This is a genomic window from Corynebacterium sp. HMSC073H12 (assembly GCF_001837775.1).
Classification (GTDB): Bacteria; Actinomycetota; Actinomycetes; order Mycobacteriales; family Mycobacteriaceae; genus Corynebacterium; species Corynebacterium amycolatum.
This window is the reverse complement of the sequence record NZ_KV834040.1, coordinates 376,360-396,818: the sequence shown is the minus strand read 5'-3', so window position 1 is coordinate 396,818 and position 20,459 is coordinate 376,360. Positions and strand designations below refer to the sequence as shown.

The 20,459-nt window shown below is 59.4% G+C and carries 16 protein-coding genes and 1 tRNA gene; 14 read left to right on the top strand and 3 right to left on the bottom strand.

Annotation, left to right across the window (positions count from 1 at the left end):
• The 12 genes from HMPREF2708_RS10480 to HMPREF2708_RS10425 all read left to right on the top strand — a co-directional run bounded on the left by HMPREF2708_RS10480 (nucleotide 1) and on the right by HMPREF2708_RS10425 (nucleotide 16,178).
• Nucleotides 1–6,243 (top strand): aggregation-promoting factor C-terminal-like domain-containing protein, encoded by a 6,243-nt coding sequence (locus tag HMPREF2708_RS10480; RefSeq protein WP_070834186.1) that lies wholly within the window; start codon nucleotides 1–3, stop codon nucleotides 6,241–6,243.
• On the top strand, nucleotides 6,243–7,358 hold the full coding sequence (locus tag HMPREF2708_RS10475; RefSeq protein WP_070834185.1) for a phage tail family protein: 1,116 nt from the start codon (nucleotides 6,243–6,245) through the stop codon (nucleotides 7,356–7,358). The genes HMPREF2708_RS10480 and HMPREF2708_RS10475 overlap by 1 nt, the downstream gene beginning before the upstream one ends.
• Nucleotides 7,349–9,022 (top strand): Gp37-like protein, encoded by a 1,674-nt coding sequence (locus tag HMPREF2708_RS10470; protein ID WP_070834184.1) that lies wholly within the window; start codon nucleotides 7,349–7,351, stop codon nucleotides 9,020–9,022. Before HMPREF2708_RS10475 ends, HMPREF2708_RS10470 begins: the two co-directional genes overlap by 10 nt.
• Entirely contained in the window at nucleotides 9,023–9,397 is a 375-nt protein-coding gene (locus HMPREF2708_RS10465; RefSeq protein WP_070834183.1) for a phage gene 29 protein family protein, read from the top strand.
• Nucleotides 9,394–10,197, top strand: a complete 804-nt coding sequence (locus HMPREF2708_RS10460) for a hypothetical protein (RefSeq protein WP_070834182.1) — start codon at nucleotides 9,394–9,396, stop codon at nucleotides 10,195–10,197. Before HMPREF2708_RS10465 ends, HMPREF2708_RS10460 begins: the two co-directional genes overlap by 4 nt.
• The gene (locus HMPREF2708_RS10455; protein WP_070834181.1) at nucleotides 10,194–11,090 is read left to right on the top strand and encodes a hypothetical protein; all 897 of its coding nucleotides are present in this window, start codon (nucleotides 10,194–10,196) and stop codon (nucleotides 11,088–11,090) included. The genes HMPREF2708_RS10460 and HMPREF2708_RS10455 overlap by 4 nt, the downstream gene beginning before the upstream one ends.
• Before the next feature lie 129 nt (nucleotides 11,091–11,219).
• Entirely contained in the window at nucleotides 11,220–12,365 is a 1,146-nt protein-coding gene (locus tag HMPREF2708_RS10450) for a hypothetical protein (RefSeq protein ID WP_141762947.1), read from the top strand.
• Nucleotides 12,366–12,395: 30 nt separating this feature from the next.
• Nucleotides 12,396–13,883 carry a GH25 family lysozyme gene (locus HMPREF2708_RS11345; protein ID WP_083321938.1) on the top strand — a complete coding sequence of 496 codons (1,488 nt, stop codon included), beginning with the start codon at nucleotides 12,396–12,398 and terminating at the stop codon, nucleotides 13,881–13,883.
• A 37-nt stretch (nucleotides 13,884–13,920) separates the two neighbouring features.
• Complete coding sequence (locus HMPREF2708_RS10440; protein WP_070834179.1) at nucleotides 13,921–14,904, top strand: hypothetical protein; 984 nt, start codon at nucleotides 13,921–13,923, stop codon at nucleotides 14,902–14,904.
• Between the two features lie 80 nt (nucleotides 14,905–14,984).
• Nucleotides 14,985–15,350: a phage holin gene (locus HMPREF2708_RS10435; protein ID WP_070834178.1), complete on the top strand. Its 366-nt coding sequence runs from the start codon at nucleotides 14,985–14,987 to the stop codon at nucleotides 15,348–15,350.
• A gap of 11 nt (nucleotides 15,351–15,361) precedes the next feature.
• Nucleotides 15,362–15,802: a hypothetical protein gene (locus HMPREF2708_RS10430; protein WP_070767164.1), complete on the top strand. Its 441-nt coding sequence runs from the start codon at nucleotides 15,362–15,364 to the stop codon at nucleotides 15,800–15,802.
• Entirely contained in the window at nucleotides 15,774–16,178 is a 405-nt protein-coding gene (locus tag HMPREF2708_RS10425; protein ID WP_070834177.1) for a hypothetical protein, read from the top strand. Before HMPREF2708_RS10430 ends, HMPREF2708_RS10425 begins: the two co-directional genes overlap by 29 nt.
• 292 nt (nucleotides 16,179–16,470) lie before the next feature.
• Here HMPREF2708_RS10425 and HMPREF2708_RS10420 read toward each other — a convergent pair.
• Nucleotides 16,471–16,543 (bottom strand) — tRNA-Arg (locus HMPREF2708_RS10420).
• Between the two features lie 273 nt (nucleotides 16,544–16,816).
• On the opposite strand from HMPREF2708_RS10420, the gene HMPREF2708_RS10415 reads away from it, so the two are divergent.
• Entirely contained in the window at nucleotides 16,817–17,098 is a 282-nt protein-coding gene (locus tag HMPREF2708_RS10415) for a cg0963 family protein (RefSeq protein ID WP_070834176.1), read from the top strand.
• The gene (gene cobF / locus HMPREF2708_RS10410; RefSeq protein WP_083321937.1) at nucleotides 17,049–17,897 is read left to right on the top strand and encodes a precorrin-6A synthase (deacetylating); all 849 of its coding nucleotides are present in this window, start codon (nucleotides 17,049–17,051) and stop codon (nucleotides 17,895–17,897) included. Before HMPREF2708_RS10415 ends, cobF begins: the two co-directional genes overlap by 50 nt.
• 30 nt (nucleotides 17,898–17,927) lie before the next feature.
• Here cobF and HMPREF2708_RS10405 read toward each other — a convergent pair whose 3' ends face one another.
• Entirely contained in the window at nucleotides 17,928–18,329 is a 402-nt protein-coding gene (locus HMPREF2708_RS10405) for a hypothetical protein (protein WP_070834174.1), read from the bottom strand.
• 117 nt (nucleotides 18,330–18,446) lie between these two features.
• Nucleotides 18,447–20,234, bottom strand: coding sequence for an acetyl/propionyl/methylcrotonyl-CoA carboxylase subunit alpha (locus HMPREF2708_RS10400; protein WP_070834173.1), 1,788 nt, complete (start codon nucleotides 20,232–20,234; stop codon nucleotides 18,447–18,449).
• Between the last annotated feature and the right edge of the window lie 225 nt (nucleotides 20,235–20,459).

Here is a 20,459-nt window from a genome sequence, read left to right as displayed (position 1 = left end):
ATGGCCGTCGAAATCGCAGCCGCCTATATCTCCATCATCCCGGAGACCAGCAAGATCGCCCCGGGTATCAACAAGGCGATGGGTGGGGCAGAAAAGTCCGCGTCGAAGTCGGGCGAATCGATGGGCCAGAAGCTGTCTTCCGGCATGGGCAGCGCCCTGAAGAAGTCCGCTGTCGGTGTCGGTGTGGCAGCTGGTGCCGCTATCGGCGCCGGGCTTACCAAGGGCATTGGCCGGTTGAATGGTATCGAGCAGGCGGAAGCCAAGCTCCGCGGTCTCGGCCATTCTGCGTCGTCTGTGGGGTCCATCATGGACAACGCGCTGGCGTCGGTGAAGGGAACCAGCTTTGGGCTTGAAGAAGCCGCCACCGCTGCCGCAGGCGCTGTCGCAGCTGGTATTAAGCCTGGCCAGGAACTCGAGCGCACCCTGAAGGTCGTTGGCGATACCGCCACCATCGCGGGCGCGTCGATGGGTGAGATGGGCCAGATTTTCAACTCTGTCGCAGCCCGCGGCAAGCTGCAGGGCGACGACATGATGCAGCTGCTTTCCCGCGGCGTTCCTGTCCTGCAACTCCTCGGGGAAGAACTTGGTAAGACCTCTGCAGAGATCAGCGACATGGTCACTAAGGGGCAGATTGATTTCGCGACGTTCCAGAACGCTATGGAACGTGGCATGGGCGGCGCTGCGCTTGAAGCGGGTAATACCGTCGAGGGCGCGTTCCGCAACATGGGCGCTGCGGCCGGCAGGCTCGGCGCCACTATTGCAGGACCATTTTTCAACCAGGCCGCCGGCGGTTTCAAGGGTGTCACCGACGCGCTTGATGCGATGAACGCGCGCGCTAAGCCGGTCATGGAAACGTTCGATGCCTATCTGACGTCGAATGTGGTGCCCGGGCTGCAGAATCTTGCCAGTTCGGCGGTGGATGCGTTTCAGGCGTTCATGCATTCTGCGACTGTTGCTCGCACTACTGAGGTTTTCCGCCAGTTGTGGGAGGCCGGTAAGGGGCTTGCTCCGTCGTTGGTGAGCATTGGTGCGTCTGCGGCACAAGCTGCTGGTGCGCTCGGCGTAGGTACCTGGAACCTGTTCTTGACTGCGCTGCAGACCACTGCTGTCGCGGCTAAGGCGTTGACCCCGCCGCTAGAGGCGATTTCGTCGTTCATGGAGTCGCACCCAGCGACCGTGACTGCAGCGGTGGCGGCCTGGGCGGGCTTTAAGACACTACCGGGGGTTGTCGGCAAGGTCACCGATGCGGTGACGAAGCAGAAGACCGCTATGTCTGAGTCCCGCTCGTCGATGCAGCAAGGCGTTAAGGATATCCAGGCCTACTACCGTGCTAGTGGGCAGGAAATCACCAAGTTTGAGGCGCAGCTACAGTACCTGGGCACGTCGTCGAATGTAGCGATTCAGAGTATGGCGCGCGGCTATGAGCGTGGCTCGGTGTCGCTGCTGAAAATGGCTAAGGCGCATAAAACCGCTGCTGTTGAGGCGCGGATTAACGCTATGTGGTCTAAGGACGCTTTCACCACTATTGACTACATGGCGCAGTCTGTCGGCCATACGGCCGCGGCTAGCCTGCAGCGGTTCGGTTCTGTCGCCGGTGGTATCGCTGGCGCTGGACTGCAGACCATGAAGGCCGGAGCCAAGGGCATCATCAATTTGTTCGGTGGCCCGTGGGGTGCCGCATTAGCTGCTGGTACAGCAGTCGTGACGACGCTTATCGCGGAGACCCAGAAGTACAACCGCTTCCAAGATGAGTCTGCCCGCTCCGCTACTCTCGCGTCCAGTGCGTTCCGCGACATGTTCAGCGCCATGGCCTCTGGCGGCGACGTTGTCGCTGCAATGGGCAGCAGTGTGCAGGATGTGCAGTCGCATCTTGAGCAGCTGGCCAGCAATGGCCCGGGCTGGATGTCCCGTGTCGGCATCGCCGTGAACGAGGCGGGGCACAACATTGGTAAGGCCATGGGAACGATTTCCCAGGAGACGAAGTTCGCTGATGAGCAGTGGCGTGATTCCTCTGATTCGGCTGGCCGTGCAGCGGAGGCTATTAAGCGGCTTGGCCTGTCTAATGAGGAGCTTGCCCAGCAGCTGACGGGTTCGTCTGCTCAGTTTGAGGCTTTCAAGCGGAAGCTGATTGAGTCTGGTGAGGGTGGCGCTGAAGCCGCTGCCCAGATGCAGAAGCTCCGGGATGAGTACAACCGTGCGCAGGGTTCGCTGGATCGTGTGGGGCCTGCTGCTGCGAATGCTGCCGCCACGATTGAGGAACTTGCTGGCAAGACGGGTGACGCAGGCGACCGCGCTAACAAGCTGAATCGTGCGTTCATGGAGCTTGCTGGCGTGGAACTGTCGGCCGCTGATGCGTCGGCGGAGCTGACGAAGGTTGTGGACCAGGTCTCCGGCAAGATGGAAACGTTTGCTGGTGCCACCATGAAGGCAAACGGTCTTCTGGATACGACGACAACAGCGGGCGCTGCGGCTCACAATGAGCTGGAAACCCTTGGTAACACCATGCGAGATAGCGTTGCTGCTGGCAATGACATCAAGGATGTGTGGGCGCAGTCCTCCGGTGCATTGTCGACCCTGCAGGAATCACTGGGGTTGACTAAAGACGAGTTCCAGAAACTCCTCAAGGCCTACGGGATGACGCCGGAGCAGATTCAAACGATTGTGGATCTCAAGGCCGACGGGGCGAAGATGGAGCTCGCGTCGGTAGCTGCGAAGTTCCAGGGCTTGGACGGTAAGTCTCTCGAGACAAAGATGATCGTCAAGGACGAGGGCGCCCGCAAAAAGCTTGACTCATTTGGCTTGAAAGTCTCTGACATCAACGAGCAGACCGGCGAGGTCACCATCACCGCCAAGGACGAGCAGGCAGTTGCCCGCTACGACTGGTGGGTCAACCACGGCATGCCGGACATGGACGGCAAAACCGCCCACATGGACGCGTTTCTCAACACCGACGAGGTCAAGGTGTCCTCGGCTGAGGCTCGGTCGATTCTCGACCAGCTGGACGTGTCAACCACGAATCCGACGGCGCATCTCATCATGGATGAGTTCCGCCGCGACGGCGAAATTGCCCGTGGTGACTTGGAGTGGCTGTCGACCATGTCCGCTAACCCCAAGGTTGACCTCGACACGATTCTGCTAGACGCCAAGACCGGCACGGTTAATACGACCATCGACAACCTGAATGGGAAGACTGCTCGACCGAAGGCAGACTTGGACGCCATGCCGCTGTTTGCAACGAATGAGTTTGCAATCGCGCAGCTGGCTACGCTGGATTTGAAGCGTCCGATGCCGTGGGCCAGCATGAACATCGACGGGCTGAACGCTCAACATATTGATGCGTTGAACAAGGTTGGTCTGCTCGATGGCCAGCGCCCGACCCCGGCTGCAAACCTCAATATCGAGGATTTGACTGCGGAGCAGCAGATTGCGCTTGCCCAGATTTTCGACCTGGACTCCCAACGCCCCACGCCGCTGGCTGACCTGACTAAGGACCAGCTGGATACCAAGGCTGCGGAGGCGAAGCGCAGGCTGCAGGAGCTCCATGATAAGAAGACCGAGCCGAAGGTCACCGCTAAGACCAGTGACGCAATGACGAAGCTCGGTGGCGTGCGTGACCTCCTTGGAAAGCTGGTAAGCAAGACCATCTTCATTGACGTGTTCCGCCGCGACCACAAGTCCGGCAATCGTCATGGTGGGCGCTTCGCTCGAGGTGGGCGTTACCCACGGTTCGCGCACGGCGGCACCTACCGCGATGCGCTGTCCACCAAGGACCGGCCACATGACGGGTACCGACTTCCCACTGCCGGGCCGGGCACCAACGAAGTCGACGGGTTCCTGGCCTACGACTCATACGGCATGCCGGCAGCACGCCTCGACGCCGGTGAGTGGATCATCAACCGCCGCAGTTCCGCCAAGTACGACAAGGAACTGCAGCAAATCAACAACGGGACTTTCCCGAAGTTGCCGGGCTACGCCGACGGCGGAGTTTTCGACGACATTATCCACGCCGAAACACCACCAACCGCGCAAGAATACCGCGCGTTGGTCGACGGCAAGATGGTTCGTGGAGTGCAGGCCGAGCGGCCACTCGACGGCGCGCCGTACGAGAACTTCCCGAATCGTCGTGGCGCGTGGGGCGACTGCTCCTACACGCAGGGAATTCTGGCAGCGTTCGGTCTTGGCATAGACCCGTGGCCGCGCAAATTCTCCACCAGCACGCAGCTCGCGTGGTTGCAGCAGCACGGCGCGAACATCGGTATTGGACCTGCGGGTAGTTTCCGTATGGGCTGGTACGACAATGGTGGCGGCCAGTTTGGCCATACCAGTGGCACCCTGCCGGATGGCACCAACGTTGAGATGGGCGGTGGCCCGGGTGGCGGCAAGGTTGGCCCCGCAGCAGCCGGGTTCAATCATCCGCAGTACACGCACCACGCGTGGATTCCAGCTGGAAGCGGCACAACAGCTGCATCCACGTCACCGGATTCACCAGTCGAAACCGACGCTGCCAGCGACACTGCCCCAGGGGCTGACGGTAGCGATGAACTGGCACCATCGGCTACAGCATCATCGTTTGAGTCCGACCCTGACGTCGCACCACTGTCTCCGGCTGCATCTGCGTCCGCAGACTCTCTGCAGGCCACCCCGCCCGGTGGTGACTCACTGTCCGGCTACGCCGGCAGCGTCGTGGCTGCCTTCGTTTCCGGCCATATCGGTGACGCCTTGCAGATCGCTGGGTTCCCTGACCAGATACCTCCGATTTTCAAGCTTGGCAGTGTCTGGTTCCAGGCAGTCAACGGTGGTGCTGAAAAGCTCCTCAACTACCGTAAAAACGACGACGCTGTTGTCGAAGCCGGGAAAACAGCCGAAGCATTGCCGGAGGGCCAGCAGGCCGCGCCGGGCGCTGACGGTTCGGTAATCGATGAGGGCAGTCTCGAGGAAGCAGTCGATTCTGCGGTCGAATCCCCGGATGTGCAAGGGGAGGAAGCAGAACAACCGGAAGAGAAACTTTCAGGTGTGGATGCGGTGAAGGCCGCAGTCAAGAAGTCCCTGAAGGCGTTTGGTTGGGATACCGGTGAGCAGTTCGACTCGATTGATTTCATTGTCGAGCATGAGTCGAATTGGGACCCGAATGCGGTGAACCCGTCATCGGGTGCGTTCGGTCTTTTCCAGCTGAACCCAGCCTCGGGCACACTGCAGCAGTACCTGCCGGATAGGTCACCTGACCCGGAAAAGCAGGGTGAAGCGGGTGCTCGGTATATCCAGGACCGGTACGGCACACCTGTTGCTGCTGCCGAGTTTTGGCGTGCCAACAATTGGTATGACTCTGGTGGCCGCGCCACCGGTGTTGGCCACATGCTCAAGAACACCATCAAGCCCGAGCGCGTGCTTTCGCCGGAGCAGACGAAGGCGTTTGAGGACCTGGTGTACAACCAGATTCCTGCGATGCAGGATACCCAGCCGCAGGGCCAGCCACCGCAGCCAGCGGAGCAGCCCCAGGACGCGGCGACGGTAACAGGCCAGGAGCCGGAGAAGACGCAACCAGAGAAGGCGACTGGCTCGTTAGAGAACATGGTCAACGAGGCTCTGCCGATGGTCATGGCTCAAAACAGTTGGGCGGACGCGGCGAAGCTCGTTACATCCTCGGCGGTCAGTTTCGCCGGGAACATGGCGACGTCTGCGGCCTCAGGGCTGACAGACTCCGCGTTCTCCGCAGGCATGTCAGCGCTCGGCATGGCGGGCACGCCGACCATCGGCGCGCTGGTGGGTTCTGCCACCGCACCAGTAACCGGGGCGCTTGGCCCAGCAGGTGGCGCGGCAGCCGGTATGGCCGCAGCACCGCTGGGAGCCATGCTGGGGCAAGTCATGCCTATGACCCCCGGTGACGTTGTCGGAGCAGCTGGCGGGGCAATGACCGACCTGGCCGCGTGGTACTCCGGCGAAGTCGCATGGGGCGTTACGAACGCGTTCGAAGAGTACTCGAAGGACATCTTCGGAAGCGTGCTTTTGCCATTCCAGGACATGAAGCAGATCGTGGAAAACCCCGTCGGATACATGGCGCAGCAAACCGGCCTGGAGGCGCCACTGGCTATCGCCCAGGAACATCTGGGGCCAGCGATGTCTGCAGTCAGTCCTGATGGTGCCGCCGTGGTCAACAACTTCATTGCCAATGACACCGACGGCATTTTCGCGAAGTACCGCGTGGAGCAGGCCAAAGCATCGGCCGGAAAGATTGGAGTGCATTAATGGATGACATTCAGGAGTTCGGCCTGACTGTGCTGGGCTGCGACGGCAGTATGTGGCCTATCCATGGCCCTGAGTCATGGGGCAGGAATGTTCGCCTGATGGAGGGCGACATGGGCGAGTTTTACGAGCCGCCAATCAAGACGGTTCATAAAGCCAGGGTTGGGCAGCCAGGCAGCAGCTATGTGGGCTCGAAAACCATGGAGCGCCATGTGGTGTTGAATGTGGACTTTTTCGGCGAGGATTGGGCGCATGACAAGTCACGGTTCATGCGCGCGTTCGCCCCGGATAAGGACACGAAGCTGGCTGTCACAACCCCCATGTCTGGCAAGCGACTCTTGACAGTCCGCCTGGAAGAGGGCCCGAAGTATTTGGATAATCGTGACCCTTTTTCGCTGGCGGCTGCGTCGTACCAACTGGTCGTTATCGCTCATGACCCGTTTTATTACGAGCCGGTGCCGTTTCGGCAGAAGTTCGTATTCAACGGCTCGAACTGGGCGGGCGACGGCATCACCGTCAACAATCATGGCGATGTTGAGTCGTGGCCACAGTGGGTGCTGACATCGCCGGCGAAGTTTGGTCTTCCAGACCAGCCTATCGGTGAGGCTTTTGACACTGACCGCATGATTTTCATGCCCTGGCAACCCGTCGGCCGCACCATGCTGGTCGACACTAACCCAGGCGCGGAAATGATTGTGGCCAACGACAACACCCAGGCGTGGGCTGATTTGAATGGCCAGTTTTTCAAGCACCCAATCCCACCAGGAACCCCGGACACCAGGCTGCCGGTCTATGTTGACCCGTTCCCGCTGCTCGATATTCCGCTGCCGTACCAGTGGCGCATGTGGATTGCCCAAAAGCTCCGCGAGCTAGTGAAGGCAATCGGGCTGGATACGTTCCTGGCAATCACGCCGGAGGAAATCGGGAAGAAGATTTCCGAATGGATGAAGGGAACCATCCCTGACTGGGTGCCGATTCTTTCTGACGATCTCATTGCAGATTTCACCGGCGACATGATTGCCTACGGAATCCGCCAAACGTACGGTTCCTTCGCCAACATCGCCGGTGCGACTGCGGAAATCAGAATCCCAAGGAGGTGGCAATCCCCATGGCTGTGACCGTGAAAGGCGCATCGGATGAGCAGCTCGACGATATCTACGAGCAGGCTATGGCTGCGCGGGAAGAGCGGCGTCGCCGTCGTGATGAGCCGCCGCTTATCCGGATTTGGGAAAACAAAACGGTCGGCATGGTGCTCCGTGGTGTGGTGGCCGCCGAGTATGCTGGCTTTTTCGAGATCGAGGTCAATGAGACCGCCCCGGCGCAGCTCGTTCTGCCTTTTGACCATCATCTGGCGAAGTTTTGCTGGGAACGACGCAAACGTGAAAAACAAAACGTGGTTTTGACCATCGATGCCGCGGGGGAGCGGTGGGGCGGGTTGATGAGCAACTGCACCCTCACTCAGGACGAAGACCTCGCCCGAAGCGTCACCGTCGACTTCGTTCACGACTATGAAATGTTTAAGCACCTGCCGTGCTGGGCGAATCCGCTTTCCCCACCAGCGCTGCAGATCCCTAATGCGTGGTCGCTTTTTGCAAACGCAATCTGGGGGCTAAAGGTTACGCTCTTCGCTAATCTTCTTCGGTTCAACGGGTCACTCTGGCAGCTCCCGGATGACCCTCTCGACCCAGAGTCCTGGGTGGCGACACTGGACTATAAACGCTGGCAAATGGTGGTCAAGCCCTCGCTGCTCACCACGGACACCAGTCCGCTGCGGTACATCCACTCGGAGTTCGAGAATTTCCACGACGTGGCTAAACCAATCTTGGAAGACTGTGGGCTGATGGTTACGTGCCGTCGGTGGCTGATAGGTGACCCGCAGCCGTGGCCAGGCGCTGGGTTGAAACGTAACGGCCAGATCGTCGTCGACATCGTCGACAAATCCGGCTGGTACGGGCAAACCTCCACATTCGGAAAGATTGGTTCCGGTCTCGTCCGCACTGGCCTGGAAATCGCCGATAACCTTGTCGATGAAACCCGCATTATCTTGGATAAGCCACGCCGAGCACCGCAATATAGCGTCTCCGGGTTTCTGGGTGTCGCCCCTGAGCAACCCTGGGTTGTCTACCGCACTAACGGCAAGGCCAGCACGGTCAACAGCGTGTCCGCTAGCTACAAGCCCGCTTCCGTCGCGCAGGTCACGGTCGGCGGTAAATCCGCCCCGGGGGTCAATGAGCTCATTAGCGCGAACATCAAGCTGATTTTCAACATCATGGGCTCATTTATCCTCCAGCCAGCGCTCGGTTCCGTTGTTGAATCAATCATCCGCCCTTGGTTTGAAGACCGGCTCTTGGCGTGGATGAGTATCAAATCTCCGCTCCGGTCGAAGAAGCTCGGTTGGGCGCACTTTCCAGAAAACGTCGTCCATCACTCCGGGCAGGCCTACACACTCTCGGCGCTGTTGGCGATGAGGAAAGAGTTCCGCGACACCAACGAACAGTGGGCTTTCGAGGTCAACATCGGTGACGGCGCACCGTATCTCATCGGCGCGCCGGGCTTTGGTCATTGGACGATTGGTGACCGTATCGGCTGTGAGGAGCCGGGAGCAGATGACGGCTACGTGCAGGTGCTGCAGTGCCGCAAGCTTCGCCTTGAGTGGGATGCGGATACTCCGAAGGAGTGGACGGCAACGTTGGGTGTGCCACCGTTGCGTGACCCGGTCGAGTGGGCGGTTGACCAGATTAATACTGTGACGTCGAGTTTTAAGAAACATGGGTGGCTGTAAATGAGTTTGCCAACACTGGAAACAACTTATGACAAGGATGACCCGACACAGTTCATGCTGTGGGCGTGGGTGAAGCTCACTACCGGTACGGGAGATTTTGGGGTTCCGGAGGAAACGGCCGCGGAGCTTTCGCAGATTTTTTGGCGCCGCGGGTTCCGCCACCACCCGGAGCTGCAGATGGAGTTTTATAAGCCTCCGTTTGATGGGGCTGGGTGGTGGCAGGGCCAGGCCGGTCTGTGGTTGCCGGCTGATGAGCCTGGCGTGCCACCGGAGGATGTGGTGTCGAGGCCTGCAGAAATCGACGTGATTATGGCGGCGTTGACACCTGAGCAGAAAACAGCGCTCCGTAAGAAACTGCATGAGGAGGGGCAATGACGGCGCCAGAACCGAAAGACTATGGAGTACCAGCTGGTGCGATGCGCCCGGGTGACCTGGGGAAGCTGCAGAACATTAACGGCGACTCTATTAATTGGGGGCAGCTGACTGGTATCACGGCAGCAGCAGAGGAAGCCCGTAACGGGTTCCTGCAGGGCCTGAAGAGTTCCATCATCAGCCCTCTCGTGAAGGCGTTTACCGGTTCTGAAGGTGACTTGCCGGATCTCACGACCGCTATCACCGACCAGCAGAGTAAAACGCAGAGCCTGTGGGACGAGCGTGGTCGCGGGCATGTATTTAGCTCACGGAACTTGACGTACCGTGGCGACCAAACTGCAGGGACGCGCATGCAGATTCCCTTCACTGAGCAGGTCGGGCCTCTCATCGGTGTGGAAATTGATACGGATGGTGGGCTGATTCTAAAGACCCCGGGTTCGTGGCTGATTACAGCAAAGTGCGGAGTGTCAGGAACCAGCGCGCTGGGCGGGGATTGGCAGCGTGTTTGGCTGGAAGCCTACCGCGCTGACGGCTCACTGCTCGCTGAGTCGTGGGCTACCGGGTGGGCTGCGAAAGACCAGGCGACAGTGATGGACATTTTGCCGCTGGTGATTAGCCCGTATGAAGCCCAGGACGGTGTGACTGTCAGGGTGTTTCAGGACGCAGGCCGCTGGCGTTACCTGCTTGGAGGGCATGGGTACACGTTCCTCCTTGCCCAGAAACAGTCCAGTACTCGTGTGATGTCCAGTGTGAATCCGGGTGACCCGGGAATCTTTGGCCAAGAAGAAGTAGGTGAATCATGACCATTCTTTATGGGACTTTCATCAATGAAGCCCGCGAGCGTTCGAGCGGCAGTGTCACGGTCTCGTCGGTGGAGTCACGGCCATCGTATGAGGGCACGGAGATTGTCACCCGGGAGCTGCATAGGCAACGTCTCGACGAGGGGGCTTTTGAGACTCCGGAGCTTGACCCCGGGCGTATTCGGGTAGAGCTTGCGGTTTCTGGTGTGTATGAGGTGTGGGAGATTGACCTGCCGTTGTCTGGGCGGGTGAACCTGAAAGACCAGCTGGACGCGAAGGTGGACTACTCACCGGACGTGACTGGCCGTGTTGAATCCGCGCTAACGAAGATTGCTGAGGCGGAGCAGCGCATTGAGGCTACGGTCGCTGATACTGCTGACGCTATCGAAACCAGGCTGCAGGAGTCGATGTCCGCTCAGGTTGCTGCTGCGAAAGACGCTGCAGCGCGTGCTGAGGCTGCAGCCCAAAACACGGTGGTCGGCGCTCCGGAAACTGGGTGGGCACGCAACCAGCTATCTGACGATGTTCAATCTTCGCTGGCTAAGGCTGATGAGTCTGTGTCGGCTGCTGGTGTGGATGAGCGCGTGTCTAAGGCTGTGGAGCCTCTGGCGCAGTCAAGTAGCGTGGACGCACTGTCGAAGCGGGTATCTGCCCTGGAGGGTGCGGATACTCCTGATTTTTCTGGGTACGCAACCCGGGAGTGGGTCACGGAGCAGGTGGATGCGAAGGCCGAACGGTCGGCGGTGACGTCGCTGCAGCAGCTGGTGGAAAACCAGCGTCAGCAGATTCAAGCGCTGCAAGGCCAGGTAGCCGAGCTGGTTGCATCGGAGTCTGTGCGTCGCATTGAGTTGGGTACTGGCTCGGATACGTCGACGCTGTACATCGAGGGGGCGTAGATGCCGCAGTTAAGTGACGCGAAAACGGTTTCATTTGGTGGCAGGCCGGTTAGGGCTTTGTGGCTTGGTGGCCGGAAAGTGTGGCCGACTGCCCCGGAGGTTGGCGACTGGCTGCTAGGGAATCAGGCCGTGCGGTCATGGTTTCGTAGCAATTTGCTGGACTCTGAGCTGGCCGATCCGCCTGCCGCTGGGACGAAGAGCGTGAATCACAGGCCTGCGGATTCGAAGAGTGTGCAGTACATGGTGTGCATAGCGGACGGTGGCCGTATCGAGTGGCGTGACAATGGCCGCGAAGCTTTGAGTATTGCTCGCAGTGGTCGAACCGTGCGTGTCCGGTCGGTAGGTACTCGTGGCAGGTACATCATCGATTTCTCGTACCAATGCGAGGACCGCGACTGGGTATGGGTAGGTATTAACTCAACGACTCACTGGTACAGCTATTGGATTGATTTATACGACGCTGATGGCAACAAGCTTGATGGTCGCGGCAACGGCGGCGGCTTACGTCCAGATGAGGACATTTTCGGAAGTGACCAAGTCCAAGTCATCATTAACCAGGGAGCGTGCTTTCCCCTTGCTGGTCTGCATGGCGGAATCACAATGCGCAGGCTACTTCAGCAGAATCAGATTATCGACACGACCACTATTTCTGGCGTGTGGCGTCGTAGATTTATGGACCCAGGCGGAACTACCGTCGGATACCTCGTCGGCGGTGGCCAAGGCGGGCAGGGTGGCCAAGGCGGACAAGGTGGGCAGGGCGGATGGTACTGGCGGGCTCAAGACGGTCCCCCTTTGGTAGCGAACTCCGGTGCCCGAGGCACTAGTGGCGACCCTGGCGGAGAAGGGCTAGTTATCGAAATTGGTGATCTTCCCGAGGTCGGAAACCTAGTGGTCGGCGGTGGAGGAGCTGGTGGCGACGGAGGCGAAGGCGGCGCCGGAGGACTTAGGGCAGCGGATCCCATGAACAACCTGATTAATGCACGGGGCAAGCAAGGAAAGTATGGCCAACCAGGGAAGATTGGTTCAGCTGGTTCGGCGTCATCTTTCGAAGGGACGTCAAGCTCTTCAGGAACGGCAAGCAGAGACGGAATGCCGGTGGAGGTCGGCAAGCTTGGAAAGAGCGGTGCTGGCGGGGCCGGCGGCGCAGGTGGACTCGGCGGTAGGAGAGGGCCCTCCAGGCACTCCTTTGGCAGCGATGGCTCCCCAGGAAACCCCGGTGAAAGAGGAGCTCCTGGCGGTACCGGCGGCCTCGTCGTGGTCTACGACTGGAACTAAAAACCACCACAAAAAGGGAGGAAACAAGAGATGACAATATTCGGCGTCGACGTCTCAGAACACCAAAACGGCATGAGCCTCACGCAAGCCAAGAGCGAAGGTATCAGCTTCGCAATCCTACGGCTGTGCGACGGCACCTACCGCGACAAAGTTTTCCACTCGCACCTCAAGGACGCAGAACGCGCCGGGCTTCTGATTGCGACCTACTGGTACCTGCGCGCACCGTCCGAGGGTACGACGATTGCCCAGCAGGTTGATGTCATTGACCAGCAGATGGGTGGTCGTCGTGACCTGCCGGTATGGATTGATGTAGAGAGCGTCGCAGGGAACCGGAAACTGCTCACCGAAGCGGACGTGTGGGTGGCTAAACGGGAGCTAGAGAAGCGCGGATATCACGTTTCCGGTATCTACTCGGGCGCGTGGTACTGGGAGAACATGCCCGGTGGCGAACCGTCAATGTCCGGACTCGGTGCTCTGTGGGTATCCAACTACGGACGCAACCGAACGCTGCCATACCGCGCCGCATACGACGGTGACGGCGGCGACAACCACAGAGGGTGGGGCTACCCACTCGGCAACAAGAAGCCAGATATTCTGCAGTACGGCTCAAACGGCCTCGTAGCGGGCTTCAAGGTCGACGTCAACGCGTACAGGGGAACCATCGACCAGCTCAAGAACCTTTTCATAGGCGCCCGTGCGACACCGCCTGCGCCCCAGCCGGAACGAGAAAGGAAACCCATGGAAAAAATGCTCGACTACCGGCGTGACCAGATCTGGCAAGACACCGGCTACAACTGTGGCCCCGCGTCGGCTCAAACCATTATCAGAGCGGCCACCGGTGTTCTTTTGCCGGAGGCAACCCTGGCACGTGAAATGGGCACAACGACTCGTGGCACCGACTGGATTGGGCAGATTAAGCCCGTGCTCGACAAGCACGCGCCTGCGGGGAAGTGGGGCTTGGCGGAAATGCCGAATGACCCGCCAACCACGGCGCAGCGAGACCAGCTGTGGCAACGGGTCACCGCCAGCATTGATGCCGGTTTCGGTTTGTTGGCCAATATTGTGGCCCCACCGTCGAACTACCCGCGCGCAAGCTACAAGAGTCGTCAGAATCTCGCGTACTCGGGAGGCACGGTCTACCACTACCTGTGCGTGATGGGCTATGCCGTCGATGACGCGGGGCAGCGGCATGTGTGGCTCGCCGATAGCGGCTTTAAGCCCTACGGGTCGTGGGTCACGTTCGAGCAGCTCGCAACAATGATCCCACCCAAGGGCTATCTGTATTCCACTGTCGTGAAGAAAAAGGAGGCACCTATGACCGCACCACTTACGCTCAACACTCCGTGCAAGAGCCATGTTCCTGGCTCGAAGCACATCGCACCGCTTGCTGACTACATCATGTACACGGACGCGGGAGTGTTCGCTCTCAGGCAGCAGGTAGGAGAGCTACAGAAGCAAAACGCCGAAGTACTCAAGCAACTCGATGAGCTCAGGCAGCTCGTCGCTAACAACAAGTAAGCACCCCACTGGGGTGCTTTTTTGATGGAGGTGTTTTATGACCACTGTTTTTGTTGATCTGGTGAATTTGGATGGTAGTCGTCCGGAAGGACGGCTGAGGTTTTCTCTGGAACAGCTCCGGGTCGGAGATCCAGACGTTGTTCCGTCTTCGGTGGAGGTAGTTATTCTCGACGGTAAGGCTCGGGTAGAGAATCTTCTTCCTGGAGAGATGAAGGTTTTGGTTAGCACCGGCGGGTGGTCGAAGGAGTGGCCGGTAGTTATTCCAGACGACGGCACTCACGATTTGTTCGACCTTCTTGGCGTCTCGGCACCAGAGTTTGAGCACGCTTTATGGGCGACCCTGTTGGGGCGCGTGGAGAAGCTGGAAAACACCCCGGCTGTTGACCTTGCCCCGGTGGAGCAGCGCCTAGACGCGCTTGAGGGCGCACCGAAGGTTGACCTCGCCCCGCTGGAAGAGACCGCCCGCAACCTCAGCGACCGAGTAGAAAAGACTGAGAAACGTATTGAGTCCGTGAGCGGTTCTCTCGGTTCAACTCAGTTCAGCCTGTTTCAGAGGGAATTACCGAAACTCAAACAGCAGCTTGCGGAGCTGCAAGCGCACTTCACGCCGTCAGAGCCCTATATCGAGGGTATAGAGTACGACCTCGACCCGTTCTACGAACGCGGTTGTCAGGTGGGACTCAAACAAAGCGCAGGCCGCGTAAGCATGCACGTCAGAGCGGCATACGACCTGGAAGGCTTGCTGCGCGCCTTGGACGGGGTGAAATTACCGCACTTCCCGAAAGTGTCAACGCTCTCAAGTGACCTGGTATCCCCGTGTGATGTGGAGCTGTATCAGGGCGCGAAGTTCCTCACGAAAATTGAGCCGTACCAAATTCGGCTGGAGGACATTGGCGGGACTCCACAGTTCCACGTGGCGGTCGATGATGTTTTGGCTGTGGTGCAGGAAACCGGGGCTAACCGCATGATCCTGTCCACGTTCTACTACACGAACGAGCTGCCACCAGAAACCACCGACTAGGCACCCCGCCCGGGGTGCTTTTCCTTTTGCCCGCGTGACCGTCACGTGGGCAATTTTTCATACCCAAAGGAGAAACCAAAATGGAAACCATTCGTAACCTTGTCCCCGCTAGCGCTCGCGCCAGCTGGTACGCGGTAGCATCCGCGCTCGTCGCAGCACTCGTATCCTGGGGTGTCCTGGACGACACCGCAGCGCCAGCCATCACCGGCGTCGCCATCGCAACCGTCACCCTTGTCTTCGCCTTGCTGCACTCTGACACTCCGTGGCGTCAGGCCGTCTACGGCCTCGCAGCAGCGCTCGGTGTCCTTGGCGTGTACCTCGGCTGGGGCAGCGAAGTGCAAATGGACGCGTTACTGGCGGTTATCGCCCCGGTCCTCGGCCTGGGAACCGCCGCAGCGACCACTAACGCCGGCGAGTATGTCGGTGAGCATCGGCTGGGCGAGTAGGAGCTGGCGCGGTGACGGAAAAACTGTTCAACCCGCGCCTGATCGCCACAGTCTGGGCAATCTACGCTGCAGCCACCAGTTACGGCTACTACGGGCACTCGGTGACCGCGCTCACACCAGTTGAGGCAGCGCTGCCGGCCGGTAGCCCGGCGTTGGCATGGGCGGCCGCATCGCTGCTTCTGGCTATTGGTGCGGCCACCTCTCCGAGAGGGAAGTGGGCAGCCCTTGGCAGAGTCAGCAGAACCGCAGGAATTGCAATCTGTGGTGCGTTGCTGACAATGTGGGCGAGCTCGTATGCGATTGACGCGATCCACGACGGGTCACGAATGTGGGTGAGCGCGAAGAATTATCTGCTGTTGGCTATTACTGCGGCTGCGTCTGCCACAGTGATGGGGCGAAACCGCTCCCGTGGGGAGGTTGCTTATGGAAATCAACTGGGGAAGTCTCATTAATTCGATTCCGGGTGCCGTGGTTGGCATTATCGTGGCGTGGATTGGTTGGAAGGGCCGTAAAGAAGAGTCGTCGGTGACGTTCAACGGGACGCTTCTGCAGAGCCAGGACAATCGGATTAAGAAGCTTGAGGACAGGCTCGATAGTGTCGAGAGTCGCCTGCGGGACACGGAAGCAATGCTCCGTGTGGAGGAAGACCGGACGCATCTTCTTCGCCGTGGTCTCACGGACGCGATTGATTGGTTGCGTGAGTTCATTGACTGGGCGCGTTGTGGTGCGGAGGGTGCTGCTCCGGAGCCGGACCTTGCGAGGCTGACTGGGATTGTGGGAGATTCGCAGGTGTTGCCGACGGCGCGGAACCCGCCGACCGAGGAATAAATCAAGGATCTTTGCCCCGCTGGTTTGAGCTGTTCGGAAATTCCGAACGGTTCGCCAGCGGGGCGTTTTTCATGCCTTGAGTCAGGAAAGAGGGAATCGTAAACAGGTTCGAGCTGCCCATGATTGCAAAACCGCAGGACTCAAGCCTTAGTACGTGGCTCACTTTTGGCTCACTTTTGGCTCAAAAAGTCGCAGAATAGGGCGTAATCAGGCGTAAAGATAAACGCCGATAAACAAGTAAAAACCCGCTACCACCTCGTAAAACGAGAGGTGGGAGCGGGTCTTTATGATGTGCCCCAGAGAGGAATCGAACCTCCGACACCGGCTTTAGGAGAGCCGTGCTCTATCCACTGAGCTACTAGGGCAATCATCTTCCGGGTAAACAGTCACGAAAACCTATCCAGGACTACCGGAAAATTACTTCATCACTTTAACGCATCCACAATCTCAAATGGCAATTGGGGCTTCGGCCTAGCGCGCAAACATGCAGGAAGCCCGCTATTACCCCCATGTGTTTTTTGACTCGGCGGCATCGTCGAAAATCCGGCTAACATGGTTTATAACGAGCGACTTTCCAGCGCTTGCTGTCGCAACAGCGCTACTAGTTTTCGGTCGCTGCTTTGGAGGAGGATGACAATATGATTAAGCCAACTTTCACGGACGTCAACGGTGTCAAGATTAAGTGCTCCATGACCACGGACTCGGACAAGCCGCACCTACTGGTTTCGCGCATGGAAGATGATGGCACGTTGACTCCGATCCTGGAGATGAATGTGTACGACTCCAAGTACATGGCCAACGCTTGCGAGATTTACCTGAAGCAGGCAGCTTCGGCCAACCTCCAGGGGTCTATGGCTGGCTTGTCTCCGGATGAGATGGCTGAGCAGTTCGGTTACGAGGGAGACCCGACCAATCACTAGTCACAGCGATGCAGCCCGCCCGCAGGTGGAGAGCCCTGTATACAGCGGGTATGTCGATGTAGACGTCATCGGAATCGGCGCCGGTAGCCCGAGCCACATTACGCTCGAGGCTATCGGCGCTCTTGCTGATGTAGACGTTGTTTTTGCTCTCGACAAGGGCGATGCCAAAGCGGACTTGTTGGCTGCGCGACAGACGATCGTCGATAAGCATGCGCCGCATGTCGAACTCGTTGCCGTTCCCGACCCGCCACGTGACCGCACGCCCGACAACTATGGCGCAGTCGTCCGTGACTGGCATCAGCGTCGCGCAGAGCTGCTTGCCGACGCCTTCGTTGCCCATCTCGGACGAGAAGGAAAGCGCCGTGGTGCATTCTTGGTCTGGGGTGACCCCTCCTTGTATGACTCAACGTTGCGGATTCTGCAGCGCGTCCGCGACCTTGGGCTGGACGTGCGCTCGCGAGTTATTCCCAGTGTGACGGCGATCTCCGCTCTGACTGCAGCACATGGAGAGTGCCTGAACCAGATTGGTAAGCCGGTATTGATTACCACTGGTCGGCGCCTGGGGGAGCGTGCACCTGGCACGGATGCGGTGGTGATGCTCGATGGTGGGGCGGCCTGGCTCGAGCACGCGGACCCGGAGGAAGAGATTCTCTGGGGTGCATTCCTGGGAACGGAGCTGGAGACGCTCCGCCGTGGTCGCGTTGGCGACGTCGGCGAAGAGATTGCGGAGCTGAAAAAGAAGCTACGTGCAGAGCACGGTTGGATTATGGATATCTACCTGCTACGTTCCGGCGCCTAGGACTGAGCAGTCGCAGCCGTGCCAGCTCGGCTAGCTGACTTTCTTACCCAAGAAGCCCTCTGCCCATCGGTGGAGGGCTTTTTCGGCGGCTTCGACGCCGTCGGCGATGGTTACTTTGGTGAGGACCTGATCGTCGTTAGGCAACACGCGTGTGGGGTCGCCTGCGGGGCGGACGGTGATGCTGACATGGTCGGCATCGATGACCTCGACGGTCGCTAATGCGAGCATCTCGACGTTCGTCTGCTCGGCAACTGCAAAGCGGTAGGCGGTGTCATTTTCCCACTCGGTGGTGGAGTTGCGAAGGAACTCGGCGACGGAGTCAGGGGCCAACTCTGTAAGTAATTGGGTTGCGACCGGGGCGTCATCGACGCGGGAATCGTGGCGCAGGGGGCGGCAGTAGAAGCGGCCGGCATTTACTTCCATGGGTTCCATACCGTCCACTCTAGACGTCCTGAACAGTGTTTGAGGAGGTCGGGGAGGGGGCTGAAAAGAATCGAGCGGGGCTGGCTGCGAATCCCATCGCAACCAGCCCCGCTTAGAACTTTAGAACTACTTCAGTTCCATCAGGACATCGCCCTTGCCGACACCCGAGCCAGCCTCAGTAGCCAGACCAGTGACAACGCCGTCCTTGTGAGCCTTGACTGGGTTTTCCATCTTCATGGCCTCAAGAACAACCACGGTGTCGCCCTCGGAGACTTCCTGGCCTTCTTCGACGTTGACCTTGATGACGGTGCCCTGCATCGGAGCAACCACGGCGTCACCGGAAGCAGCCTTCTTGGAGCCGCCAGCGCGCTTCTTCTTGCTCTTCTTCTTGGCACCTGCGTTGCCGCCGCCCAGAGCCAGGTCGCCCGGCAGGGCTACCTCGACGCGGCGGCCGTCAATCTCGACGACAACCTTCTGAGCTGGGACGGTGTCGGTGTCAGCGTCGGAGTCGCCGTCGTACGGAGCGATTGGGTTATCCCACTCCTCCTCAATCCACTTGGTGTAGACGTCGAACTTCTCGCCGTCGCCGACGAAGGCTGGGTTTTCAACAATGTGGCGATGGAATGGAATGACCGTTGCCAAACCCTCAACCTGGTACTCGGACAGAGCGCGAGCGGAGCGGCGCAGAGCCTCTTCACGGTTCTCGCCCCAGACGATCAGCTTGGCCAGCATGGAGTCGAACTGGCCACCAATGACGTCGCCCTCCTTGATGCCGGTGTCCATGCGGACGCCCGGGCCGGACGGCTCGACGTACTTGGTGATGGTGCCCGGAGCCGGCATGAAGTTGGTGCCGGCGTCCTCGCCGTTGATGCGGAACTCGAACGCGTGGCCGTGCATCTCGGGGTCTTCCTTGATGGACAGTTCCTTGCCCTCAGCGATGCGGAACTGCTCGCGGACCAGGTCCATGCCGGTGACCTCTTCAGTGACCGGGTGCTCCACCTGCAGGCGGGTGTTGACCTCGAGGAAGTTAATCAGGCCGTCAGCGCCGACCAGGTACTCGACGGTGCCGGCGCCGTAGTAACCAGCCTCACGGCAGATGTCCTTAGCGGACTGGCGCAGACGTTCATCCTGCTCCGGGGTTAGGTACGGAGCAGGTGCTTCCTCGACGAGCTTCTGGAAACGACGCTGCAGGGAGCAGTCACGGGTGGAAGCGACAACAACGTTGCCGTGCTTATCAGCGAGAACCTGGCACTCGACGTGGCGTGCCTTGTCCAGGTAGCGCTCCACGAAGCACTCACCGCGACCGAAGGCGGCAACGGCCTCGCGGGTAGCGGACTCGTAGAGGTCAGCGACCTCTTCCATCGTGTGTGCGACCTTCATGCCGCGGCCGCCGCCGCCGAAAGCGGCCTTAATGGCGATCGGCAGACCGTGCTCCTTAGCGAACGCGACGACCTCGTCTGCATCCTTAACCGGCTCCTTGGTGCCTGGAGCCATCGGAGCGTCAGCCTTCAGCGCGATGTGACGAGCGGTGACCTTGTCGCCCAGGGCGCGGATGGACTCCGGCGACGGGCCGATCCAGATCAGGCCAGCGTTCTCAACAGCCTCAGCGAAGTCGCCGTTCTCCGACAGGAAGCCGTAGCCCGGGTGGATGGCATTAGCGCCGGACTTCTTTGCGGCATCCAGGATCTTGTCGAAGACTAGGTACGACTCAGCGGAAGTGGTGCCACCGAGAGCAAATGCCTCATCCGCCATGGTCACGAAAGGAGCGTCCGCATCCGGCTCGGCGTAAACGGCGACGGAAGGAATGCCAGCGTCCTTCGCAGCGCGAATAACGCGAACGGCAATCTCGCCACGGTTGGCGACGAGAACCTTCGTGATTTTTTCAGTGGTCTGCTCGGACACGAAATCCTCCATTTTTCGTGGGCACCCCGAGAATTGGCCCTCGGGGCAAGGTTGCGACAGTCATTTGTAGGAATCACAAGCAGCACTGCAGTTAACTGAGCGGTGAACCGCAACGCGGTTAACCACGCGGTAGCTAACAGCGTGTGACCCAATGTCTCCATTGTGTCACAGGTGCGGTAAGCAACCTCTTTTTGCACGCTACTTAAGGGGGTAGAGATTGTGGGCTTGAGCGGCGCT

What these genes read in the sequence shown, in the direction of transcription:
- HMPREF2708_RS10405 (WP_070834174.1), bottom strand. Translation starts at nt 18,329, where the DNA reads ATGGAACCCATGGAAGTAAATGCCGGCCGCTTCTACTGCCGCCCCCTG.
- HMPREF2708_RS11345 (WP_083321938.1), top strand. Translation starts at nt 12,396, where the DNA reads ATGACAATATTCGGCGTCGACGTCTCAGAACACCAAAACGGCATGAGC.
- HMPREF2708_RS10465 (WP_070834183.1), top strand. Translation starts at nt 9,023, where the DNA reads ATGAGTTTGCCAACACTGGAAACAACTTATGACAAGGATGACCCGACA.
- HMPREF2708_RS10480 (WP_070834186.1), top strand. Translation starts at nt 1, where the DNA reads ATGGCCGTCGAAATCGCAGCCGCCTATATCTCCATCATCCCGGAGACC.
- HMPREF2708_RS10470 (WP_070834184.1), top strand. Translation starts at nt 7,349, where the DNA reads ATGGCTGTGACCGTGAAAGGCGCATCGGATGAGCAGCTCGACGATATC.
- HMPREF2708_RS10415 (WP_070834176.1), top strand. Translation starts at nt 16,817, where the DNA reads ATGATTAAGCCAACTTTCACGGACGTCAACGGTGTCAAGATTAAGTGC.
- HMPREF2708_RS10475 (WP_070834185.1), top strand. Translation starts at nt 6,243, where the DNA reads ATGGATGACATTCAGGAGTTCGGCCTGACTGTGCTGGGCTGCGACGGC.
- cobF (WP_083321937.1), top strand. Translation starts at nt 17,049, where the DNA reads ATGAGATGGCTGAGCAGTTCGGTTACGAGGGAGACCCGACCAATCACT.
- HMPREF2708_RS10440 (WP_070834179.1), top strand. Translation starts at nt 13,921, where the DNA reads ATGACCACTGTTTTTGTTGATCTGGTGAATTTGGATGGTAGTCGTCCG.
- HMPREF2708_RS10400 (WP_070834173.1), bottom strand. Translation starts at nt 20,234, where the DNA reads ATGGAGGATTTCGTGTCCGAGCAGACCACTGAAAAAATCACGAAGGTT.
- HMPREF2708_RS10425 (WP_070834177.1), top strand. Translation starts at nt 15,774, where the DNA reads ATGGAAATCAACTGGGGAAGTCTCATTAATTCGATTCCGGGTGCCGTG.
- HMPREF2708_RS10435 (WP_070834178.1), top strand. Translation starts at nt 14,985, where the DNA reads ATGGAAACCATTCGTAACCTTGTCCCCGCTAGCGCTCGCGCCAGCTGG.
- HMPREF2708_RS10460 (WP_070834182.1), top strand. Translation starts at nt 9,394, where the DNA reads ATGACGGCGCCAGAACCGAAAGACTATGGAGTACCAGCTGGTGCGATG.
- HMPREF2708_RS10455 (WP_070834181.1), top strand. Translation starts at nt 10,194, where the DNA reads ATGACCATTCTTTATGGGACTTTCATCAATGAAGCCCGCGAGCGTTCG.